Source organism: Microbacterium aurantiacum, from assembly GCF_040532595.1.
GTDB lineage: Bacteria > Actinomycetota > Actinomycetes > Actinomycetales > Microbacteriaceae > Microbacterium > Microbacterium chocolatum_B.
In genome coordinates, this window is the sequence record NZ_JBEVYX010000001.1 from 1,041,480 (window position 1) to 1,063,181 (window position 21,702).

Genomic DNA, 21,702 nt, shown 5'->3' on the forward strand with positions numbered 1-21,702 from the left:
CGACCCGGGCACGCCGGGGATCATTCTCGCACGCCCTCCCCCGCGCACCCTGACGACGTCGCCGCCGTCGGCGACGCCGCCGTCTCAGGCGAGGACGACGACCTTGCCGACGGTGTGACCCTCCTCGACGTGGGCGAGGGCGGTCGCGGCATCCGACAGCGGCACGCGCCGCTGGATGACGGGGGTGAGGATGCCGCGGGAGAGGAGGTCGACGAGCTCGGCGGTGACCTCGCTCTTCGTCGTCGCGGTCACGGGGCGGAACCGGCGCCCGCGCCGACGCGCGAAGAGCGAGCGGACCAGGCGCGGGATCGGCCCCAGCACCGCGCCGCCCTCGCCGCCGACGAGCGCGACGACACCGCCCGCGCGCAGACGCGCACGGAGCACCGGCAGGGGCGTGAGGCCGGCGATGTCCACGACGAGGTCGAAGTGCTCCCGCGGGAGGTCGCCCACCGGTACCGTCCGGTAGTCGACGGTGCGCGCCGCCCCGAGCGCGGAGAGGGTCTCCTCCGCGCGCGCCCCGCAGGTCGCCCACACCTCGGCGCCGCGGGCGGCGGCCAGTTGCACAGTGAGCGTCCCGACGCCGCCCCCCGCGCCGACGACGAGGACCCGGCTCCCCCGGAGCTCGCGGCCGGCGAGGGCGGTGACGGCGGTGTTGCCGGCGACCGGCAGGCACGCGGCATCCGCCGGATCGACGTCGTCCGGAAGGCGGGTGAGCCGGGACGCCGGCACCACGGCGTACTCGGCGAGAGTCTCGGTGCCAGCACCGACGACGCGGTCACCCACCGCAAGCGCGGCGACGCCCGGGCCGACGGCGACGACGACGCCGGCGAGATCCATGCCGCGTCCGCGGACGCGGGGCCGTCGGAGGCCGAAGAAGAGGCGCACCATGCGGGGCGAGCCGTGCATGAGGTGGATGTCTCCGGAGTTGATCGACACCGCCTCCATCCGCACCAGCACCTGGCCGGCGGCGGGCGCGGTCACGGGTACGGTCCGGGCGGCGACCTCGGCGGCGCTGCCAAAGCGGTCCTGGCGCCACACGGTCATCGTCGCGGGCAGAGTGGGTGCGGTCATGCGTCAGTCCTCCGGGTAGTGGAAGAGCTCGTCGAGCGTCGCCCCGAAGACCCGGGCGAGCTGGAAGGCGAGTTCCAGGGTGGGTGAGTACTTGCCCTGCTCGATCGCGATCAGGGTCTGGCGGGTCACACCGACGCGTCGGGCGACGTCGGCCTGGGTGAGCTGCTGCGCCTCGCGGACCGCGCGCAGCGAGTTGGTCACGCGGGTGGGCTTGACCATCAGACGAGTCCGCGGCGGTAGAGGATGACGCTCGCGACGCCGCCGACGATGGACGACAGCGCGAAGCCGTAGAACATCGTCTGGGCGATCCAGAACCAGTCGACCCGGAACGCGCACAGAACGATCACGACGAGCCCGGCGAGGACGAGGAAGGCCTGACCGACGCGGGAGCCCAGGTGCGCGATGTCGCGGTCGCGCTGATCGCTGACCACGGCGCCGTCGCGTCGCCGGATGAGGAGACCCCAGGCGGTGCTCACGACGATGGCGGCGACGATGCCGAGGCCGATCGTCCAGAGCATCAGCGGCACCCAGTCGACCTGCGACACCGGTCCGCCCGCGGCGGCCGCGAACAGCAGCGCCGTGTAGATCCCCACCGCGATGATCGACAGCACCAGGCCCGACCACGCATTGCGCTCCTCGTATCCCACGACGACCTCCGATGTAAAGAAAACCTGACACCGTCACGGTAGACCCGCGATGGGGGTCTAGTCAAGAATTCTTTACATGCGGATGCCGCCCGCCACGGCAGCGCGGGTGGGCGGCGGGCGCGGCGGGTCAGATCACGTCGGCGCTCCAGGAGTCGGGGGTGCCGAAGCGGTGCGCGGTGATCGTGACCGACTGCTCGCGCAGGAAGGGCAGGAGCTCGAGCCGCCCCGCGGTGGTGACCTCGTCGCCGTAGACCGCGATGTCCGGATCTCCGCCCGTGGCCGTCGCGAGCGCGCGCCGGGCCGCGTCGACCGCATCGGCCGAGCCGATCAGGCGCACGCGCTCGGGACGCGGCGCGGCGAAGGCGTCCGCGACGGCGACTTCGGCATCCGTCGCCGGGGCGTCGGCGATCGTCTCCTCGCCCGCGGCGTGACCGGCGGTGCGCTGGACCCATTCGTCCTGGGTCTCGACGAAGACGGTGATCCCGAGATCGCCGAGCGCCCGACGGACCGCCGCGGGGAGTCCGACCGGAGCGCTGACGGTGAACGCCGACCCGCAGCGGATGCCGGCCACGACGACCCGCAGCAGGGCGTGCCACGCGGCATCCCCCGCGGCCCGGATGCCGATGCGGGCGACCGGCCGGTACCGGAAGAGGTTCCGCTCGACGCCGAGCCCCGACACGTCCTTCACGCGTCCGAACTCGCGGTCCCACCAGATCGCGTCCGACAGGGCGGCGCGGCGGAGCCACTCGAAGGAGGGGTAGTCCAGCGACGGCTGGGCCGCCTCGATGAGCGTCGTGATGCGCGAGTCGAGCCCGCGCAGGTGCAGGGTGGTCGACGCCGGCCCGCCGGATGTCGCACGCCACGAACCGAGACCCACGAGGTAGTTCGGACCGCCGGCCTTCGCGCCCGCGCCCACGGACGAGCGCTTCCAGCCGCCGAACGGCTGACGCTGCACGATCGCGCCGGTGATGCCGCGGTTGACGTAGAGGTTCCCCGCCTCGACGCTCTCCAACCAGCGGCGGAGGTCGCGGGCATCCTGCGTGTAGAGCCCGGCGGTGAGCCCGTACTCGACCGCGTTCTGCAGCTCGATCGCCTTGTCCAGGTTCGAGGCGTGCATGAGACCGAGGACCGGACCGAAGAACTCCTCGAGGTGGAACCGCGACCCCGGCCGGACATTCGTGCGGATGCCGGGTGTCCACAGGCGCCCGGCATAGCCGCCGTCGAGATCGACGGGCGGGCGGAGCGTCGGCCGGACCAGCCACTTCTCGCCCTCGTCGAGGGTGCGCAGAGCCCAGTCGAGCTTGCCGTGCGGCGGCTCGATGACGGGACCCATCTCGCTCCGGGGATCCGTCGGCGGCCCCACGCGGAGGGAGCGCGTGGCGTCCTCGAGCTGACGGAGGAACCGGCGCGACCGCGCGACGGGCCCCACGAGGATCGCGAGCGACGCCGCCGAGCACTTCTGGCCCGCGTGGCCGAAGGCGCTCTTGACGAGATCGCCGACGGCGAGGTCGAGGTCGGCCGAGGGCATGACGATCATGGCGTTCTTGCCGCTCGTCTCGGCGAGGAGCGGGAGGTCCGGGCGCCACGACCGGAACAGCGCCGCGGTCTCGAACGATCCGGTGAGGATCACCCGGTCGACCTCGGGGTGGGCGATGAGGGTCTGTCCGAGCTCCGCCTCGTCGAGATCCACCAGCGCGAGCACATCGCGCGGGATGCCCGCCGCCCAGAGCGCCTCGGCGATCACGGCGGCGCAGCGTCGCGCCTGGGGCGCGGGCTTGAACACCACAGCCGATCCCGCGGCGAGCGCGGCGAGAACGCCGCCGGCCGGGATGGCGAGCGGGAAATTCCACGGCGGCGCCACGACCGTCAGACGCGACGGCACGAACACCGCACCGCTGACCCGGTCGAGTTCGCGGGCGGTCGCGGCGTAGTACGCGGCGAAGTCGACCGCTTCGCTCACCTCGACATCCGCCTCGGCGAACACCTTCCCCGTCTCGCTCGCGGCGACCTCGATGAGGAGGCCGCGACGCGCCTCGAGCTCCCGCGCGGCGCGCACGAGGACCTCCGCCCGTTCGGTCGCCGGGAGCGCCCCCCACGACGCGCCGGCGTCGCGCACCCGCGCGATCGTCGCCTCGAGGTCGGCGGCGTCGTCGACGCGCGCGGCAGCGACGGTGTCGTCGCCCGCCCGCGAGGTGGCGACACGGGCGAGGACCGCATCGGCCCACTCCCGGTTGGCGGGAAGCGCCGGGTCGGTGTCGGGGGTGTTGCGGAAGCCGGGGGCGCCGGCGGTCGACCCGCCGGATTCGCGCTCGGAGAACACCGCGGTCTCCACGAACGCCTCGCCGCCGAACATCAGCTCGGCGCCGACCGGCACGACCGGCGCCGTCTCCCCCGGGTCCGCCGCGGCTCCGCGCGAGATCCCCAGGACGACCTGCGTCAAACCGGCGGGATCCAGGGGCCTGTCGGTGGCCGGAACGGCCGCGGAGACCGCATCCGTCCCGCGTTCTTCACCGGCATCGGCATCGGCATCGGCGGGGACGGACATGGCCTCGGTCCCGCGGTCCTGGCGGCGCGCGGGTCCGACAGGGAGGGCCTCGTCGTCGGCCCGCACCAGAGAGGCCTCGAACCGCTCGCGCTCACGGGCGAACAGGGCGGGGTCATCGGCGAGGTCGAAGGCGGCGGAGAGGAAGTTCTCGCTCGAGGCGTTCTCCTCGAGTCGACGGACGAGATAGCTGATGGCCACGTCGAATTCGTCGGGACGGACGACCGGGACGTAGAGGAGCACCGGGCCGACCTCCCGGCGGACGGCCTCGACCTGGCCCTGCGCCATCCCGAGGAGCATCTCGAACTCGATGTCGTCGCGGACCCCGCGCTCGCCCGCGAGCAACCAGGCGTAGGCGATGTCGAAGAGGTTGTGTCCGGCGACGCCGACCCGCACCGCCGCGGTCCGCGCCGGGTCGAAGAGGTAGCGCAGGCACCGCAGGTAGTTCGCATCGGTGTCGAGCTTGGACGCGTGGGGGGCCGGGGTCCAGCCGTGGAGGACGGCATCCACCCGCTCCATGGCGAGGTTCGCGCCCTTGACCAGCCGGACCTTGATGCGGGCGCCGCCCGCCGCGACGCGCGTCTTCGCCCATGCCGACAGCTCCGCCAGCGCGCCGAGGGCGTCCGGCAGATAGGCCTGGAGCACGATCCCGGCCTCGAGGTCCGCCAGCCTCGGATCCTCCAGCAGACGGGTGAACACCGCGATCGTGAGGTCGAGATCGCGGTACTCCTCCATGTCGAGGTTGATGAAAGTGCCGTCCTCCGCCGCACTCAGATAGAGGGGCAGGAGGCGCTCGACGACCGTGTCGACCGTCTCGGAGAAGGCCCACATCGAGATGTGGCTGACGATGGCCGACACCTTCACCGAGACGTAGTCGACGTCGTCGCGCCGGATCAGCTCGTGGATGCCGTCGAGTCGGCGTCGTGCCTCGCCCTCGCCGAGCACTGCCTCTCCGAGGAGATTGAGGTTCAGACGTGCGCCGGAGGCGCGCAGCTCCGCGATCGCGGGCCCGAGCTTCTCGGGCCGCGCGTCGATGACGAGGTGCCCGACCATCTCGCGCAGCACCCTCCGCGCGATCGGCACCACGGGCGCCGGGAGCACGGGAGCGACCACGCCGCCGGCGCGCACCGCCTGCCGGAGGTACCACGGCAGGAAGTCCGGCACGAGCGGAGCCACCTGATGGAGGCGCGATGCCGCGGCCCCGAGACTCTCGGGGCGCATCACACCGTCGACGAAGCCCATCGTGAAGGGCAGACCTCGCGGGTCCTTCAGCACTCCGGCGAGTCGCGCGGCGGCGGGGTCCACGACCGCCTCCGCGGCCTCGCGCACCCACCTCTCCGCCAGAGCGACGACCTCGTTCGTGGACACGGCGTCGGACGACACAGGCGCTCTCCTTCCGCGGAGGACTCGGGGACAGACCCCACCTCATCACACCTCCCGGCCGATTCGCGGGAAACGCGCTTACCATGGAAGAGCCTTGCGGGTGACGCCGTTGAGCTCGACCCCCTTAAGGAGGTGCGGTGACGGATTCACCCGCCCTGTCATTCCCCGACCTGCCCGCGTTCGACGAGGCCGAAGCCCGTCGCCTGCGCGAATGCAGCACCGAGGAGCTTCGCGAGATCGGACGCATCCAGTCGTTCGGCTCGCTGATCGGCATCGACGAGCAGACCGGAACGATCGTCGTCGCAAGCGATGATCGCGCCCATTGGCTCGGTCGCCACATCCAGGACGCCGACGATGATCGGCTGGCGTGGGCGGTCACCAACGGCGCCGCCATCGACCCCATCCGCGTCTCCGTCGACGGGCGGGCGTTCGACGCCATCGTCCATCGCGGAAGCACCCCCCTCCTGGTCGAGCTCGAGGCCGTCCCCGACTTCGAGTACGCGCGCCTCCCCGTCGTCAGTGCCATCCAGCGCCTCGCCACGATCAAGGACGCCGAGGCCCTCCGTCAGCGGGCCGTCGAGGAGCTCAAGGCCATCACCGGCTTCGACCGGGTCATGTGCTACCAGTTCCACGCGGACGGACACGGTCAGGTCGCCGCCGAGGCGCGCGAGGCCGACATGGAGCCGTACTTCGGACTCCACTTCCCGTCCTCCGACATCCCCCCGCAGGCGCGCGCGCTGTACTTCGAGAAGCGCTCGCGGGTCATCGCCGACACGCTCGATCCGGGCCAGGGTCTGCAGAGCCTCCCCGCAGTCACCGAGGAGCTGAACCTCGGCCCGGCGGAGCTGCGCGCGGTGTCGCCCCACCACCTGCAGTTCATGCGCAACATGGGTCAGGCCGCGACGGTGTCCTTCGCCCTCATCGCCGACGACACGCTCGTGGGACTCATCACCTGCGCACACCGCACCCCGCGACGGCTCCCGGTGCTGCTGCGCCGGTCGATCGAGGTCCTCGCGAGCCAGGTTGCGATGCAGCTCAGCGCGGCGGAGCAGATGACGGACCTGCGTCGCCAGCTCGAGGTGCGCGACCAGCGTGCCGCGCTGACCGCTCCGCTGTACGGCGCGTTCGAGATCCCCGAAGTGCTCTTCGAGCGCTCCCGCACCGTGCTCGACCTGATCCCCGCCGACGGCGTCGCGCTCATGCTGAACGATCGGGTGCACACCCTCGGGATGGTGCCGACGCCCGACCGCCTCTTGCCGGTCATCGAAGCGGTCGGCGACGGATTCGTCACCGAGGCGCTCTCCCTGACGCACCCCGAGCTTGCGCAGCAGGTCCCCGAGGTCGCGGGACTGATCGTCGTGGCCATCGGCGACGCCGGCCATCTGGCCTTCGTGCGCGGAGAGGTGTCCCGCACCGTTGACTGGCTGGGCGATCAGTCCGCCTCGAACCGCGACACCCCCCTGTCGCCGCGGCGTTCCTTCTCTTCGTGGCGCGAGAGCGTGACCGGACGATGCGCCCCCTGGGGCCCGCACGTCGGCGACGCATTCGCACTGGCCGCCGACATCCACACCGCCATCGGTGCGCGCAGCCAGGCGGAACTCGCCGAGCTCGCGCTCCGCGACTCGCTCACGGGCCTGCACAACCGGAGGTTCCTCGCCTCGCGCCTCGACGACCTGCTCGAGACAGCGTCCGCGCCGCTGTCGGTGATCTTCCTCGATCTCGACAACTTCAAGCAGATCAACGACACCCACGGTCACGAGGTGGGCGACGTCGTGCTGGCCACCGTCGGCAAGCGCCTCGCGGGGCTCGCCCGGTCGAGCGACATCATCGCGCGCCTCGGCGGCGACGAGTTCGTCATGGTCTGCGTCGACGTCGAGGAAGCGACGCCCATCGCGTCGCGTCTCATCCGGGCCATCTCCCGCCCGATCGCGGTCGGAGACCTGCGCGTGACGGTGTCTGCGTCAGCGGGAACCGCGCCGGCCGAGCCCGGGGTGACCGCCGCGGATGTCCTGTCGTCGGCGGATGCCGCGATGTACCGCGCGAAGCGGGACGGTCGCGGGCGCACCTCGCGCTGAGGTAGGGCGCGTCGCGCTGCGACCGCGCGTGCCGCGATGACGACGGCCGGAGCGGTCGCGATCGTCAGTGTCAGGCGTTCGGGAGCGGGGGCTCCGGGATGATCTTGAGACCGCCCGGCGAGTTCGCGGTCTCGACGAGCTCCTGCAGCCACAGGCGGTTGATCTCGGGCATCGGACCCTCGTACTCGAAGCGCACGTTCGTCGCCGGGGAGATCCACATGGCCTGGCGACGGGCAGTGGCTTCGTCGACGACGGCGAAGGCCACGCTTTCCTGTCGGCGGAGCTTCGCGAGGATCACCAATTCGAGGTGTGCCAGCGCACGGTCGTCGATCGGGAACTCCGTGGAGGGAGAACCGTAGTGCAGAATACCCATCGCGTCGATACTACGGCGATACCGGGACTCGCCGCACGACGCTGGGTAGGCTGGAACGATGGCGATTGTGAACCGACTGACCGTCGACGGCCGCGACTACTTCCTCCCCGAGCCGGTGACCCGGCTGAAGGAGGAGATCCTCAGGGCGATCCAGGCCGGCGGCGGGTACGTCAACATCCCGCCCCTGCGCGGAGGTCCCGGTATCGACATCCTGTTCTCCCCCGGCATGCCCGTCACGTGGAGCCAGATCGACGTCGGCGACAGCGTCGGCGGCGACGAGGACGACCTCGAGCCCTACCCGGCGCTGTAATCCCGCAGCGGGAGACCCGCGAGCATTCGATCGATCCCCTCGGCCGGCATCGGTCGGCCGAGGAGGAACCCCTGTCCGCGGTCGCATCCGCACCGCCGTGCCTTGTCCAGGTGCCCGGGGGTCTCGATTCCCTCCGCCACGACCCGCATGCCACGTCGGTGCGCGACCTCGACCACCGCGGAGATCGTGTCGTCCGCTTCGGCATCGTCGCGGATGATGAGGGAACGATCGATCTTGACCTCGTCGACGTCGAGTCGCTCGAGCATCTCCAGCGTCGTATCGCCGGCACCGAAATCGTCCACCGAGATCGCGATGCCCGCCTCTCTCAGCCGGGCGAGGCCCTCGACCATCTCGCCGATGAACTGCGGCGCGGGCGACTCGATGATCTCGATCGTCAGCAGATGCGGCGGGATGCGCAACGCCCGGAGCTGCGTGAGGACGATTTCGACGTAGTCGGGGGCGTCCGCGCGTTCGAGGAAGTGGATCGCTGCGGCATTGATCGACAGGCCGATCTCGTGCCCGGCTGCCTGCCACGCACCGACCTGCCACCCGGCCGTCGTGACGACGTGGGTGTCGACCTCGTCCAGGAACCCTCGATCGTGGGCGATCTGGATGAAGCGCGAGGGTGGGACCTCGCCGACGGCTCGGTGCCGCCAGCGCGACAGTGCCTCGACGCCCACCGGGATTGCCGTCGGCGACCACGTCGCGAGGTCGAAGATCGGCTGATAGAACACCTCCACCCGCTTCTCCGCGAGCGCCGAGCGCAGATCGCGGGCGAGCAGGGGCGTGTTGGGCATGGGTCCAGGGTGGCAAGGCGTTCGGCATCCGAGCAACACCAGACAAACGAGACCCGAGCAGGTATCATGCGTCGCCCGAGCCGCCTCGGGAGGCGCGTCGGCAGGATAATCTTGGGGGATGGGCACGTTCACGTATGACTCGAAAGTCACTGTCTCCTTCGACGATCGAGTCCTCGCCCATCTGCAGGCCGTGATCTGGAGCAAGCTGCGTCGCAGCGAAACCTTCTCCTTCACCTGGACCGACCCGATGCGCAGCGGCATGGGCCGCACGTCCGTCTGGCTCAGCCCGCACGTGTCGGTGGTCTTCGAGTACTTCGGCAGCCGCTCCCCGAAGCTCAACCCGGTCTGGCTGGACGCTCTCTCCAAGGCCGCCAATTCCCCCGCCGGACTCACGGTCGTTCCCGAGCCGGACGAAGCCGCGATGGCGGCCGCGGCCGCGGCGGCGCGCGCCGGGTAGCGGGTCGGCGCGGGCAGGAGCGGGGCGGATATCCAGGTCCGATCCCTCGCTTTGCGGTGCCGGAGAACGGTGCAGAGTTTCTTTCCACACCGGTGAGATATTCGCATTGAATGTCGGAGCCTGCCGATAGCATTCGAACATGAATACGAGCCGGTTGATCGAGTTCAGCGAGGAGGAACTCGCAGAACTCGACGAGGTCGCGTGCGCCGCCGAGCGGATCACCCCGGCGCTCGGTGCGATGGAGGTCGAGAACGTCCGGAACCAGGCGCGGGCGGGCGCGATCGCGGAGCGGGTGGCGCGGCGTCAGTCGGCGTCGGTGCGGTCGCAGGAGTTGGTCTACCGCTCCGTCGCGGCCGAATTGGCCGGGGTGACGTTCACCACCGACAGGTCGATGCAGGCGCAGATCAACCAGGCGGTGGAGTGGGTGGAGTGCTACCCGGCGACGCTTTCGGCATGGGAGGCGGGGCGGATCACCCGCGGGCACGCGACGGCGGTGTTGCGGTGCGGGACGGTGCTGCCGCGGGATGCGCGGGCAGAGTTCGACGCCCAGGCCGCCGAGATGTGTGTGGGTCAATCGGTCGGGCGGGTGAAGGATCGCCTCGACCACCTCGCGCAGGAGCTGCATCCGCGGACCCTGGCGGAGCGGCACCGGGACGCGCGATGCGAACGCCGCGTCGGGTCGATCCCCGCCGGCGACGGAATGTCGGATGTCATCGCCCGCGTCCCCACGATCCTCGCCGCGGCGATCGATGACCGGCTCAACGAACAGGCCTCGACGATCATCGACGCCGACCCCGACGGACGCACACGGGATCAGATTCGCGCGGACGTGTTCTGCGACATGCTCCTCACCGGCTCCCCCCTTGCCGACCCGACCATCGACGGTGACGGGAACGGGACGCTGGGAATGATCCGCGCGAAGGTGCAGGTCGTAGTCCCTGCATTGACGCTTCTGGGTCGCGACGACGACCCGGCGAACGACACCACGACGGTCGATCTTGTGGGGTCTGCGCCGATCGACCCGGCCACCGCGCGGGCTTTGGCGGGCGCTGTCGCGTCGTGGGAGCGTCTGGTGGTGCACCCGGTGTCGGGGCAGGTGTTGTGCACCGACTCGTACCGGCGGACGGCGTCGATGGCCAGGTTCTTGAAGGCCCGGGACCGGCACTGCCGGTTCCCCGGATGCCGACGGCCCGCGATCCGCTGCGAGCTGGACCACACCTTCGATTTCGCCCTCGGCGGCCCCACCGACATCCGGAACCTCTGCCACCTCTGTCAACGGCACCATTCGACGAAGCAATTCACCTCCTGGGGCGTCCGACAACTCGGCGGTGGGGTACTCGAATGGACCTCCCCCACCGGCAGGGTCTACATCGACCACCCACCCGCACCCCTGGTGACATTCATGCCGTCCGGAGGTGGAGCACCACCCCCGGACGGAGGCGGCGGCGCCCCACCGCCCGACCCCGCACCCTTCTGATCAGCGGCTGTCGACTGCCGCCGTCAGGACCAGACGCTCGGTGCCTCGGCGCGCGTCGAGGGCAGGGCGGACGCGCGCGCCCACTCGTGCACCCACGGTTCCACCTCGCCGAGATCGTCCGGGCGGCCGATCGCGGCGAAGAGCTCGTCGTGCGAGAGCGTGCCGCCCGTGCGCTTGAGCATGCGCGCGCACACCAGAGCCCGGGCGTAGATCTCGCCCGCCACAACCGCACGGTGCTCCACGTAGAGCGCCCGATCGTCGTGTCCGAGCAGACGCGTCTCGACATCGAAGCGTTGACCGAGGTCCAGCGACTTCCGGAACGTGATCGTCTCGCTCGACACCACCGCGTACCAGCCGTTCCGTCGCATGGCCTCCAACAGCCCGGTGCGCGTCAGCAGATCCCAGCGCCCGAGGTCGAACAGCGACAGGTACCGGCCGTTGTTCATGTGCCGCAGCACATCGACATCGGTGGGAAGCGTCCGCAGCCGGATGCGACCGATCGCACCGGTCGGAGCAGCGCCGTCACGACGCAGGGCGCGACGCGCGCGCCAGATGACCAGGAGAGTCCGCCAGATCACATTCACGAGCAGTGATCGTAGTGATCGACGAGCGGATGCCGGATTCGTTTGTCGATCGACGACAACCATGTCGACGCCCCACGCGACGGCATCCGGTCGATTTCTCCCCCCGTCGAGGCGAGCGTAGAGTCGCCGCATGGAAGCAGAAACCCAGACCGACGTCGTCGTCCGTCCGGTGCGCGACGTCGACGCCGAAGCTCTCGGTCGCGTCCACGCCACCTGCTGGCACGAAACCTACGATCACCTCATCAGCAAGGCCGCCCTCGAGAAGATCTCCCCTCGGCGCATGGCCGAACTCTGGACCCACTGGGCCGTCCAGGGCCCCGACTTCCGGATGTTCGCCGCGCTCGTGAACGGCGAGATCGTCGGCTTCGCCGGATCCGGCCCCGCGCGCGACAAGGACGCCCCGCGCAACCGCGAGCTGTACTTCATCTACCTGCTCGACGCCCACCACGGCACCGGCATCGGCCAGAAGCTGTTCGACGCGGTCATCGGCGCCGACGAAGAGGTCTACCTCTGGGTCGCGGACGACAACCCGCGTGCCCACCGCTTCTACACGCGCAACGGCTTCGCCCTCGACGGTGCCAGCCACACGGAGCCCTTCCTCGGTGAGACCCTCACCGAGGTCCGCTTCGTCCGCTGAACCATCCGCCCACCCCCGTGCTGCAGGCCTGGGCCCTCGACGGCATCCCCGAGATCGTCGCGGGCACCGACCTCGTCGCCCTGATCGCGGAGCACGTCGGAGACACCCTCGCCGACGGCGACATCCTCGTCGTCACGTCGAAGATCGTCTCCAAGGCCGAAGGACGGTTCGTCACCGCGGATGACCGCGAGGACGCGATCACGTCCGAAACGGTGCGGCTCGTCGCGCGCCGTACGGCACCGAGCGGACACGTGACCCGGATCGTCGAGAACCGGCTCGGGATCGTCTCGGCCGCCGCGGGCGTCGACGCGTCGAACACGCCGGAGGGCACCGTTCTCCTGCTCCCCGAGGACCCGGACGCCTCTGCCCGCGCCCTCGCCCGGGGTCTGCGGGAGCGACGAGGAGTTCAGGTCGGCGTCATCATCTCGGACACCCTGGGGCGCGCCTGGCGTGAAGGGCAGACCGACCACGCCATCGGCGCCGCCGGCATCCTCGTGTTCGAAGATCTCCGAGGACAGACGGATGCCGAGGGCCGACCCCTCGTCGTGACGATGCCCGCCGTCGCCGACGAGATCGCCGGCGCCGCCGACCTGGTCAAGGGCAAGGCGACCCGACGTCCGGTCGCGGTCGTCCGCGGGCGCGGCGACCTCGTCGGTCCCCTCGACCTCCCCGGTGCGCGCTCGATCGTCCGGCCCGCGGAACGCGACATGTTCCGACAGGGCGCGGACGAGGCGTACGCCGACGGGTTCGCCGCCGGCGTCGCCTCCGTCACCCCCGACTCGGCGGATACCGCGGCTCACTCCGCGCGCAGCACCACCTGACCGGCGGTCAGCTGCACCGACACGGTGCGCCCGGCATCCGCTCCGGTGGAAAGGCGGTTGTCGAGGGTGCCGGCCGACACGTCGGACGTCACCCGGTAGGCCTCGTCCGGCAGAGTGAGCTCCAGCGAGCCGGCGCTCACGTCGATGTCGACGGCGCGCGGGGCGGAACCGGTGAAGGTGCCCTCGAGGCCGCCCGCGGACACGCTCAGGTCGGCGTCATCGACGTCGTCGAGGGTCAGCGTCGCGCGGCCGGCGGAGATGTCCGCCTCGACCTCGCGGGCGGAACCGTCGACGCGGGCCTCCCCCGCTCCCAACGAGATCTCCAGCGCGCCGAAGTCACCCTCGACATCGAGGTCGCCCGCGGCGAGGTCGAAGACGCCGTCGACACCCGCGAGGTCCTGCGGCAGGGTGAGCACGGCGGAGCTCTCCTCGGTGTTCCACCCCCACCAGCGCCACGGCCCACCCCATGACGGAGATGCGACGCGGAGGGTGTCGCCGTCACGTTCGAAGGTCCACCGATCGGCATCCCGCCCGCCGTCGACGCGCAGCTCCGCCCGGGCGGTATCGGTGAACTCGACCCGCATGTCACCCGCGGCGAGGGTCAGCTCGACACGCTCGACGCCGGCGACCGAGACCTCCTCCGCCGAGGAGGAGGTCGACGCGGAGGCGACCGTCGACATCGCGGTCGTGGTGATGGCGCCGATGACGACGGCTCCGCCGAGGGCGGCGGTGAGGATCGCGATGACACGCGACGTCGAGGTGGTCATGAGGGGTCTCCTGTCTGGGTGGGCGCCCCGTGGGCGATGTGGACGAGCGCGGCGAGGACGCGACGGTTGCCGGCCTCGTCCTGCTCGAGATCGAGCTTCTGGAACACCGCGGTGATGTGCTTCTCGACACTGCCCTCGCTGACGTGCAGCGTCCGGGCGATGGCCTGGTTCGACCGTCCCTCGGCGAGCAGTGCGAGCACGGTGGACTCGCGGTCGGTGAGACGCTGCATCCGCTCGTCGCGGGTGCGGCGACCGAGGAGCTGCGCGACCACCTCGGGGTCGAAGATGGTCGCCCCCGCACCGATCGCCTCCACGGTCTCGAGGAACTCGGCGACGTCGGCGACGCGGTCCTTGAGGAGATAGCCGAGCGCGCCACCGCGCCCCGCGATCAGCTCGCTGGCGTAGCGCTCCTCGACGTACTGCGAGAGGACGAGGACGGGCAGCTCCGGCCGGTCGCGGCGGAGCGCCAGCGCTGCGCGGATCCCCTCGTCGGTCCCCGTCGGCGGAAGCCGCACATCGAGGATGCACAGGTCGGGTTCGGCGGCGGCGACCGTCGCCTCCAGGTCGGTCGCGTCCGGCAGGGCGGCGACGATGTCGTGGCCGGCATCTGCGAGCAGGCGCGAGAGCCCTTCGCGAAGGAGGACCGAGTCCTCGCAGATCAGGATGCGCACGGGATGCTCACCTCCAGGGCGGTCGGACCGCCGGCGGGGCTGTCGAGGCGGAACTCCCCGCCCGCCCCGAGCACGCGATTCGCGATACCGTCGAGACCGCCGCCGGGGACGATGCCGGCGCCGCCGATGCCGTTGTCCTCGACGCGTGCCCACAGGATGCCGCCCTCGCGCTGACGGACCACGACGCGGCATTCCGACGCTCGGGAGTGCTTGGCGGCATTGGTCAGCGCCTCCGCGATGACGAAGTAGGCGGCCGTCTCGGCAGCCTTGCTGCAGCGCTCGTCGATGCGGACGTCGAGCGCGACAGGAACGTGCGAACGGGCCGCGAGGGCCGACAGGGCGGCATCCAGTCCGCGGTCGTCCAGCACCGAGGTGTGGATGCCGCGGGCGAGCTGGCGGAGCTCCGTGATGGCCGCCTTGGTGGAGGTGTGCGCCTCCGCGAGCAGGGTCTTGGCGGCATCCGGATCGGAGTCGATCTTCTGCTGGGCGAGCCCGAGCGTCATGCCCACGGATACCAGGCGCGGCTGCACCCCGTCATGGAGGTCGCGTTCGATGCGGGTGCGCTCGAGGTCGGCGGCGCGGACCGCGCCGGCGCGCTGTGCGGACGAGGTGCGCGCCTGCTCGGCGAGCGCACCCTCACGTGAGGGCACCAGGATGGCGCGGGCGATGATTCCGTGGAGGAGGGCGATCCCCACGATGGCGGCCGCCGACAGCAGCACCGCGAGGAGACCCATCGGGACGCCCAGGGAGATGGGGATGTCGAACGGCGTGCGTTCCAGACGCACCGCGTCCGCGCCGCCGGCGTACAGCGGCGACAGGGTCACCGCGATCCCCGAGACGAGGATGCCGAGGGCTCCCAGGACGATCCAGCCGAGCACCGTCGCCACCGCGGCGCTCGCGACACCGCGCCACATGATCGGATCGGTGAACTGGGCCCAGACCGTGCGGAGGAAGCCGCTGAACCCCGGGCGCCCGCTCGTGCGCGGCCGCACCGGCGGGAGCGAGAGGTCGTACAGACCGTCGACGCGGGCGTACTCGAGGAATGCCAGAGCGAACAGGCCGTAGACGAAACCGAGGAGAAGCACGAGCCCGATGCCGATGACCGGGACGAGACCGATGCCCACTCCGAGCAGCACGCCGAGGACCGTGAACATGGCCGGGCCGACAACGCCCAGCGCGGCGAGGTGGAGGGCCGCCCCGCCCACGCGGAGCGGGCGCACGGTGAGCGGCGGGCGAGCGGGTGGGGAGTCGGTGATGTCGGTCGTGCCTTCGCGGGTCATACCTTCACGGTAGAGCGGCACGCGCCGACGCGCCCCCGAGGCATCCGGAGACTCCGATTCGGGTTATCCCCCGCCCGCCCGGTTCGGGGGCGGGCCGGGGGCGCTCAGCGCGAAGACACCGTGCCGAACAGCCGCGCGATCGGCGCGAGGACCATCGGACGCGCGGCGATCCACGCGGCGACGATGACCCCCATCGACAGCGTGAAGAGCCAGAAGCCCGTCCAGTTCGTCGCGTACGCATCGGGATCGACCGACCCCTGCGCGGCGTACATGTGGTTCAGGTTCCGCAGGGCCCCCGTGGCGAAGACGAGCGCGACGTGGATGATGATGAACACGACGAAGTAGAGCATCACCGGGAAATGCAGCTTCCGGGCCCACTCGATCGGGTAGGCCTTGTTCAGGCGCGGGGCGTTCTTCGGCCACCACATGCTCATCCGGATGCCGGTGATGATCGCCAGCGGCGCCGCGACGAACACGGTCGAGAAGTAGGCGATCTGCTGCAGGCTGTTGTAGTTCACCCATCCGTTCTCGGTCGGCCAGTCGAGCGAGACGTACTGGAGCCCGGCCGAGAGCATGTTCGGGAAGACCTCCCAGCTCGTCGGCACGATCCGCATCCACTGGCCCGTCGCGAACAGCAGCACGACGAAGACGACGCCGTTCAACACCCACAGCACGTCGAGGCTCTGGTGGAACCAGATGTTCAGGCTGGTCTTGCGCTTCTTCGCGCCGCGCGGCGCCCAGAAGGCGTCGGGGCGTTTCTCGGTCCGCACGCGCAGGCCCGTCCGGATGATGAGCACCATCAGGAAGACGTTGAAGAAGTGCTGCCACGCCAGCCACGCGGGGATCCCGACCGGCGCCCCTTCCGGAAGGTGGTACTCGCCCGGATACCGGAGGAGGAACTCCTGCACCGGGGCGGTGCTCACCAGCCACCGGACGGCGACGACGAGCATCCCCGCGACGTAGACGAGTCCCGCGCCCCCGACGACGAGTGCGCCGAGCCACTGCAGGGCCGTGAAGGGACCGAGTCGACGCGGTTCGCGACGGGCGGCGGGGCGCGCGGTCGCCGCGGGACCTGCCCACACGGTCGGGGTGAACGGCAGCGGCACGGAGAGGTCGCGCACCGGGGCGGGGTCGTCGAGTGGCGCGTGTGGCCGCGTCGCGGCATCCGATCCGGCCGCACCCGCCACCTCGGGGGCGGCGGCCACGGGTGCCGCGGGTGCGGGCACCGCGGGTGCGGCCGCGCGGGACGCGGACGCCGGGGGCCACGGCTCCCCGTCCGGAACGCGCGGAAGCCCACGGCGAAGCCCGGCATCCGTCATCGGGGCGATGGACTCCGCTTCGGGTGTCGCTTGCGGCCCCGACACGGGCTCCGAGGGGGCAGCAACTGCCACCTGAGACGCAGTTGCCGGCGCGGGCGCGGGCGCGGTCGTCGGAGCAGCGGATGCCGGGGGCCACGGCTCCCCGTCCGGAACTCGTGGCAGACCCCGTCGCAGCGCGCGTTCGGGTGTCGCTCGTGGCCCTGTCGCGGGCGCCGAGGGGGCTGCAACCGCCACCTCAGCGGGCGCGGGTACAACGCCGGCATCGGCGTCGGCGGGCGGCGCAGGAGTGTCCTCCGGCGCAGGCGGCGCGGCGGATGCCGGAGGCCACGGCTCCCCGCCCACCACGCGCGGCAGACCTCGCCGCAGGCGTCGGGTCGTGGTCATCCTCAGCCCTTCTTCGCCTGCAGCGCCGCAACCAGCTTCGGTACGACCTCGAACAGGTCGCCCACGACCCCGAAGTCCGCGATCTCGAAGATCGGCGCATCGGCGTCCTTGTTGATCGCGACGATCGTCTTCGCCGTCTGCATCCCCGCCTTGTGCTGGATCGCGCCGGATATGCCGAGCGCGACATACAGCTGCGGCGACACCGAAACGCCCGTCTGCCCGACCTGGTAGGTCGCGGGCACGTAGCCGGCGTCGACGGCGGCGCGCGAGGCGCCGACCGCGGCGCCGAGCGCGTCCGCCAACTCCTCGACGAGCGCGAACTTCTCGCCCGAGCCGAGCCCGCGTCCACCCGACACCACCCGCGCGGCGCCGCGCAGCTCCGGACGCGCGGAGGTCGTCACCGCCGCCTCGACGGAGTCGACGACCGCGGCCCGGCGGCCGGAGGCGCGCACCTCGAGCGTGTGGACGATCGGTTCCGCGACCGCCTCCGCGCGCGCGTCGACCGCGCCGATGCGCACGGTGATGACCGGCGCCCCCCAGGTCACGGCGGCATCGACGAGGTACTCGCCGCCGTACACCGAGTGGTGGGCGATGATGCCCTCTTCGTCGCGCGCGACGCCGATCGCGTCGACGCACAGACCGGCGCCGGCCCGGGCGGCGAATCGCGCGGCGGCCTCCCGTCCCTCCACCGAGTGCGCCGTGAGGACTGCGGCGGGCCGGACGAGGTCCGCGGCGGCGGCGAGTGCATCGGTCGCCGCGACGCCGAGCCCGTCGCGCGGGGCGGCGACGAGCACGATCCGTGCACCGAGGGCCGCGGCATCCGCCGCCCGGGTCGGCTCGCCGACGACCAGCGCGACCGGCGTGCCGATCGAGGCCGCCGCGCCGATCAGACCCGCACCGGAGGACGTCAGCGCACCGTCGGGGGCCGTGTCCAGGAGGACGAGGATCGCGTCGTCCGGGAAAGTCGTGTCCGCCATGTCACACCAGCCGATTCTGAGCGAGGAAGTCCGCGAGCTGCTCGGCCGCCGTGCCGTCGTCGACGATCTTCACGCCGGCCTCGCGCGGCGGCTTCTCGGCGAGTCCGATCACGATGGAGCGCGCGTGCTCGTGGGAGTGCGGGTCGATGCCGAGATCGGCGCACGAGAGGGTCTCGAAGGGCTTCTTCTTGGCCGCCATGATTCCCTTGAAGTTCGGGAAGCGGGCGTCCGGCAGCGCCTCGGTGATCGAGATGACCGCCGGGAACTCGGCCGCCACGCGCATCGTCGCTCCGTCCGAGGATCGGACGCCGCGCACGCCGGCATCCGTGATCTCGACCTCCGTCAGCGAGGTCGCGGCGGGCACGTCGAGGAGCTCGGCGACCATCGCGGGGAGGACGCCGCCGGCGCCGTCGGTGGAGAGGTTTCCGGCCACGACGAGGTCGAAGCCCGTGCGACGCAGCGCCGCGGCGAGCACCTCGGCGGTGAGGCCGAGGTCGGCGCCGAGGAGTCCCTCGTCGACGATCTGCACGGCTGAGGTGGCGCCCATCGCCAGGCCTTTCCGCACGGTCGTCGCCGCGGATTCCGGCGCCATCGACATCACGACGACCTCCGTGCCCTCATGGGCGTCGGCGAACGACAGAGCGACCTCGAGCGCGCGCTCACCGATCTCGTCGAGGACGGCGTCGCTCGCTCCGCGGTCGGCGAGCCCGGTCCGCAGATCGAGGCGACGCTGCCCCCAGGTATCCGGAACCTCTTTGACCAGGACGACGATCTTCATGATGCTCCGCTCCTTCGTGCCCTCGAGTCTAGGATGCCGCGAGGGCTAGCGTGGTGGGTGAGACGGGAGGTGCGCATGGCCAGGAACGGACCACTCCCGGTCGATCCGATCGCGGAGGCCAAGCGACAGTGGGTCGACCACGGCTGGACGGATGCCGCTGCCGGCATGTCCGCGGTGACCTCCATCATCCGCGCGCAGCAGCTCATGTTCGCGCGCATCGACCAGGCCCTCAAACCGTTCGGCCTCTCGTTCGCCCGGTACGAGATGCTGCGGCTGCTCGGCTTCACCCGCGAGGGACGGATGCCCATGTCCAGCGCCATCGCGCGCCTCCAGGTGCACCCGACGAGCGTCAGCAGCACGGTGGACCGTCTGGTGCGGGACGGCCTCCTCGTGCGGGAGCCGCATCCGACCGATCGCCGCGCCGCGATGCTCGCGCTCACCCCGTCCGGCCGCACGGTCGTCGAGGAGGCGACGGCGGCGCTGAACACGGAGGTCTTCTCGCAGCCGGGTCTCGACGAAGACGACGTCACCGACCTCGTGCGCATCATCGCGCGGCTGCGGCGTTCGGCCGGCGACTTCGCCGACCCGCGGCCGCTGCCGGACCCGCTCTGATCGGGCTCGCCTCGAACGTCCCTCACCGGTGCCGGAACTCCGCGGCGCGCTTCTCGCGGAAGGCGGCCATGCCCTCCTTCTGGTCCTCCGTGTCGAAGAGGCTCGCGAAGACGTGGCGCTCGATGCGCAGCCCCTCGGCGAGGGTCGTCTCCTGCGCGGCATCGAGCACCGCGGTGGCGGCGTAGATCGACGGGAGCGACTTCGCGGCGATCTGCTCCGCGACCGCGCCGGCCTCGGCCAGAAGGTCGCCGGCGGGGACGACCCGCGAGACCAGGCCCGAGCGCTCGGCCTCCGCGGCATCCATCATCCGGCCGGTGAGGATGAGGTCGGCGGCCTTGTAGGGTCCGACCGCGCGGACGAGGCGCTGGGATCCGCCCATCCCGGGGATGACGCCGAGGTTCACTTCCGGCTGACCGAACCGCGCGGTGTCGGCGGCGAGGATGATGTCGCACATCATCGCCAGCTCGCATCCGCCCCCGAGGGCGTATCCGGCGACGGCGGCGATGACGGGGGTCCGCAGCGCCGCGAACCGCGCCCATCCGCCGAAGTGGTCCTCCATGACCATGTCGAGGCCGGTCTTGTCCTCCATCTCCTTGATGTCGGCGCCGGCGGCGAAGGCGCGGTCGGATCCGGTGAGGACGATCGCTCCGATCCCCGGGTCGGCGTCGAATCGCGTGGCGGCGTCGACGACCTCGTGCATGAGGCGTCCGTTGAGCGCGTTCAGCGCCTCGGGACGGTTCAGGGTGATCCACCCCACGCGTCCTCGGGTGTCGACCAGGATCGTGTCGTACTCGGTCATCGGGGTGCTCCTCGTGCGTCGTCGGTCGATTCGTATCCGCCGGCATTCCCGCGGATGGACTCGATGATGCCCGAGAAGTCGCGTCCCGCGCCGTCCCCCTCCGCGTAGCGGCGGTACATCTCGTGCGCGGTGAGACCCAGGCGCGCCGAGATGCCGGCATCCTGGATCGCCCGGGCGGCGAGCGTCAGGTCCTTGTCCATGAGCGCGCCGGCGAACCCGGGGGCGAAGTCGCGGTTCGCGGGACTCGAGGGCACGGGGCCCGGCACGGGGCAGTTCACCGTCAGCGCCCAGCACTGCCCGCTCGCGTGCGCAGCGACCTCGTACAGCTCCGCGTGCCCGAGCCCGAGACTCTCGCCGAGGACGAACGCCTCCGCGACGGCGATCTGCGACACCGCGAGGATCATGTTGTTGCAGACCTTCGCCGCCTGACCGAGGCCGGGCGCGCCGCAGTGGACGATTCGGCGTCCCATCGTCTCGAGGAGGGCGCGGACCTCCTCGAGGTCGGATGCGGCTCCCCCGACCATGAAGGTCAGGGTGCCCGCCTCCGCGCCGACGACTCCGCCCGAGACGGGGGCGTCCAGGGCACGGTGGCCCCCGGAGGTCGCGACGGCGTGCGCGTGCTGCGCCTCGTCGACGGCGATCGTGGAGCAGTCGACGAACAGGGTGCCCGGCGCCGCGACGTCGCAGAGGCCCTCCTCGCCGTCCGCTCCCGCGTACGCCTCGACCACCTGCGCACCGTTCTGGAACATCGTCACGACGACCTCGGCGTGCGCCTCGCGCACCGCCGCGAGGGAAGAGTCGGCGATCTCCAGTCCCGCGGCTCGCGCGGTGTCCCGTGCCCGATCCGCCACGTCGAACCCGACGACCCGGTGGCCGGCGCGGTGGAGGTTCACCGCCATCGGACGTCCCATGTGGCCGAGACCGAGGAAGGCGACGCGCAT

22 protein-coding genes are annotated in these 21,702 nt (G+C 71.4%); 7 read left to right on the forward strand and 15 right to left on the reverse strand.

What is annotated here, in order from left to right:
- Positions 1-84 precede the first annotated feature (84 nt).
- From ABXJ56_RS04960 to ABXJ56_RS04975, 4 genes are all read right to left on the reverse strand, one after another.
- Positions 85-1,071: an NAD(P)-dependent alcohol dehydrogenase gene (locus ABXJ56_RS04960; RefSeq protein ID WP_353998611.1), complete on the reverse strand. Its 987-nt coding sequence runs from the start codon at positions 1,069-1,071 to the stop codon at positions 85-87.
- 3 nt (positions 1,072-1,074) lie between these two features.
- Positions 1,075-1,290 (reverse strand): helix-turn-helix transcriptional regulator, encoded by a 216-nt coding sequence (locus ABXJ56_RS04965; RefSeq protein WP_053547049.1) that lies wholly within the window; start codon positions 1,288-1,290, stop codon positions 1,075-1,077.
- Positions 1,290-1,718, reverse strand: coding sequence for a hypothetical protein (locus ABXJ56_RS04970; protein WP_053547048.1), 429 nt, complete (start codon positions 1,716-1,718; stop codon positions 1,290-1,292). The genes ABXJ56_RS04965 and ABXJ56_RS04970 overlap by 1 nt, the downstream gene beginning before the upstream one ends.
- A gap of 127 nt (positions 1,719-1,845) precedes the next feature.
- Positions 1,846-5,643, reverse strand: a complete 3,798-nt coding sequence (locus ABXJ56_RS04975) for a proline dehydrogenase family protein (RefSeq protein ID WP_353998612.1) — start codon at positions 5,641-5,643, stop codon at positions 1,846-1,848.
- A gap of 137 nt (positions 5,644-5,780) precedes the next feature.
- Here ABXJ56_RS04975 and ABXJ56_RS04980 point away from each other — a divergent pair, with 137 nt between their 5' ends.
- Positions 5,781-7,718 (forward strand): bifunctional diguanylate cyclase/phosphodiesterase, encoded by a 1,938-nt coding sequence (locus ABXJ56_RS04980; protein WP_353998613.1) that lies wholly within the window; start codon positions 5,781-5,783, stop codon positions 7,716-7,718.
- A 70-nt stretch (positions 7,719-7,788) separates the two neighbouring features.
- Here ABXJ56_RS04980 and ABXJ56_RS04985 read toward each other — a convergent pair whose 3' ends face one another.
- Positions 7,789-8,091 carry a hypothetical protein gene (locus ABXJ56_RS04985; RefSeq protein ID WP_353998614.1) on the reverse strand — a complete coding sequence of 101 codons (303 nt, stop codon included), beginning with the start codon at positions 8,089-8,091 and terminating at the stop codon, positions 7,789-7,791.
- Between the two features lie 58 nt (positions 8,092-8,149).
- On the opposite strand from ABXJ56_RS04985, the gene ABXJ56_RS04990 reads away from it, so the two are divergent.
- Entirely contained in the window at positions 8,150-8,401 is a 252-nt protein-coding gene (locus tag ABXJ56_RS04990) for a hypothetical protein (RefSeq protein WP_353998615.1), read from the forward strand.
- On the opposite strand, the gene ABXJ56_RS04995 is transcribed toward ABXJ56_RS04990, so the two are convergent.
- Positions 8,386-9,198 carry an EAL domain-containing protein gene (locus ABXJ56_RS04995; protein WP_353998616.1) on the reverse strand — a complete coding sequence of 271 codons (813 nt, stop codon included), beginning with the start codon at positions 9,196-9,198 and terminating at the stop codon, positions 8,386-8,388. The two genes, ABXJ56_RS04990 and ABXJ56_RS04995, sit on opposite strands and share 16 nt — an antisense overlap.
- A gap of 118 nt (positions 9,199-9,316) precedes the next feature.
- Between ABXJ56_RS04995 and ABXJ56_RS05000 the strand changes: the two genes are divergently transcribed.
- Together ABXJ56_RS05000 and ABXJ56_RS05005 are read left to right on the forward strand one after the other, a co-directional pair.
- Positions 9,317-9,655 carry an ATP-dependent DNA ligase gene (locus ABXJ56_RS05000; RefSeq protein WP_353998617.1) on the forward strand — a complete coding sequence of 113 codons (339 nt, stop codon included), beginning with the start codon at positions 9,317-9,319 and terminating at the stop codon, positions 9,653-9,655.
- 139 nt (positions 9,656-9,794) lie between these two features.
- Positions 9,795-11,132, forward strand: coding sequence for an HNH endonuclease (locus ABXJ56_RS05005; RefSeq protein WP_353998618.1), 1,338 nt, complete (start codon positions 9,795-9,797; stop codon positions 11,130-11,132).
- A gap of 23 nt (positions 11,133-11,155) precedes the next feature.
- Here the strand turns inward: ABXJ56_RS05005 and ABXJ56_RS05010 are convergent, their stop codons facing one another.
- Positions 11,156-11,716, reverse strand: a complete 561-nt coding sequence (locus tag ABXJ56_RS05010) for an acyl-CoA thioesterase (RefSeq protein ID WP_353998619.1) — start codon at positions 11,714-11,716, stop codon at positions 11,156-11,158.
- A gap of 130 nt (positions 11,717-11,846) precedes the next feature.
- Between ABXJ56_RS05010 and ABXJ56_RS05015 the strand changes: the two genes are divergently transcribed.
- Both ABXJ56_RS05015 and cofE read left to right on the forward strand, forming a co-directional pair.
- Positions 11,847-12,353 carry a GNAT family N-acetyltransferase gene (locus tag ABXJ56_RS05015; protein WP_353998620.1) on the forward strand — a complete coding sequence of 169 codons (507 nt, stop codon included), beginning with the start codon at positions 11,847-11,849 and terminating at the stop codon, positions 12,351-12,353.
- A gap of 17 nt (positions 12,354-12,370) precedes the next feature.
- A complete protein-coding gene (gene cofE / locus ABXJ56_RS05020; protein WP_353998621.1) occupies positions 12,371-13,174 on the forward strand; it encodes a coenzyme F420-0:L-glutamate ligase in 804 nt (267 codons plus the stop codon).
- Here the strand turns inward: cofE and ABXJ56_RS05025 are convergent.
- From ABXJ56_RS05025 to ABXJ56_RS05050, 6 genes are all read right to left on the reverse strand, one after another.
- Positions 13,150-13,941, reverse strand: a complete 792-nt coding sequence (locus ABXJ56_RS05025; RefSeq protein ID WP_353998622.1) for a hypothetical protein — start codon at positions 13,939-13,941, stop codon at positions 13,150-13,152. The genes cofE and ABXJ56_RS05025 overlap by 25 nt on opposite strands.
- Complete coding sequence (locus ABXJ56_RS05030) at positions 13,938-14,612, reverse strand: response regulator transcription factor (RefSeq protein ID WP_353998623.1); 675 nt, start codon at positions 14,610-14,612, stop codon at positions 13,938-13,940. Before ABXJ56_RS05030 ends, ABXJ56_RS05025 begins: the two co-directional genes overlap by 4 nt.
- Positions 14,600-15,892 (reverse strand): sensor histidine kinase, encoded by a 1,293-nt coding sequence (locus ABXJ56_RS05035; RefSeq protein ID WP_353998624.1) that lies wholly within the window; start codon positions 15,890-15,892, stop codon positions 14,600-14,602. Before ABXJ56_RS05035 ends, ABXJ56_RS05030 begins: the two co-directional genes overlap by 13 nt.
- A 104-nt stretch (positions 15,893-15,996) precedes the next feature.
- The gene (locus tag ABXJ56_RS05040) at positions 15,997-17,283 is read right to left on the reverse strand and encodes a cytochrome b/b6 domain-containing protein (protein ID WP_353998625.1); all 1,287 of its coding nucleotides are present in this window, start codon (positions 17,281-17,283) and stop codon (positions 15,997-15,999) included.
- A 314-nt stretch (positions 17,284-17,597) separates the two neighbouring features.
- Positions 17,598-18,572: an electron transfer flavoprotein subunit alpha/FixB family protein gene (locus ABXJ56_RS05045; RefSeq protein WP_353998626.1), complete on the reverse strand. Its 975-nt coding sequence runs from the start codon at positions 18,570-18,572 to the stop codon at positions 17,598-17,600.
- A 1-nt stretch (position 18,573) separates the two neighbouring features.
- A complete protein-coding gene (locus ABXJ56_RS05050; RefSeq protein ID WP_353998627.1) occupies positions 18,574-19,350 on the reverse strand; it encodes an electron transfer flavoprotein subunit beta/FixA family protein in 777 nt (258 codons plus the stop codon).
- A gap of 75 nt (positions 19,351-19,425) precedes the next feature.
- On the opposite strand from ABXJ56_RS05050, the gene ABXJ56_RS05055 reads away from it, so the two are divergent.
- Complete coding sequence (locus tag ABXJ56_RS05055; RefSeq protein ID WP_353998628.1) at positions 19,426-19,962, forward strand: MarR family winged helix-turn-helix transcriptional regulator; 537 nt, start codon at positions 19,426-19,428, stop codon at positions 19,960-19,962.
- 22 nt (positions 19,963-19,984) lie between these two features.
- On the opposite strand, the gene ABXJ56_RS05060 is transcribed toward ABXJ56_RS05055, so the two are convergent.
- A complete protein-coding gene (locus ABXJ56_RS05060) occupies positions 19,985-20,761 on the reverse strand; it encodes an enoyl-CoA hydratase (RefSeq protein ID WP_353998629.1) in 777 nt (258 codons plus the stop codon).
- Positions 20,758-21,702 carry a 3-hydroxyisobutyrate dehydrogenase gene (gene mmsB / locus ABXJ56_RS05065; RefSeq protein ID WP_353998630.1) on the reverse strand — a complete coding sequence of 315 codons (945 nt, stop codon included), beginning with the start codon at positions 21,700-21,702 and terminating at the stop codon, positions 20,758-20,760. Before mmsB ends, ABXJ56_RS05060 begins: the two co-directional genes overlap by 4 nt.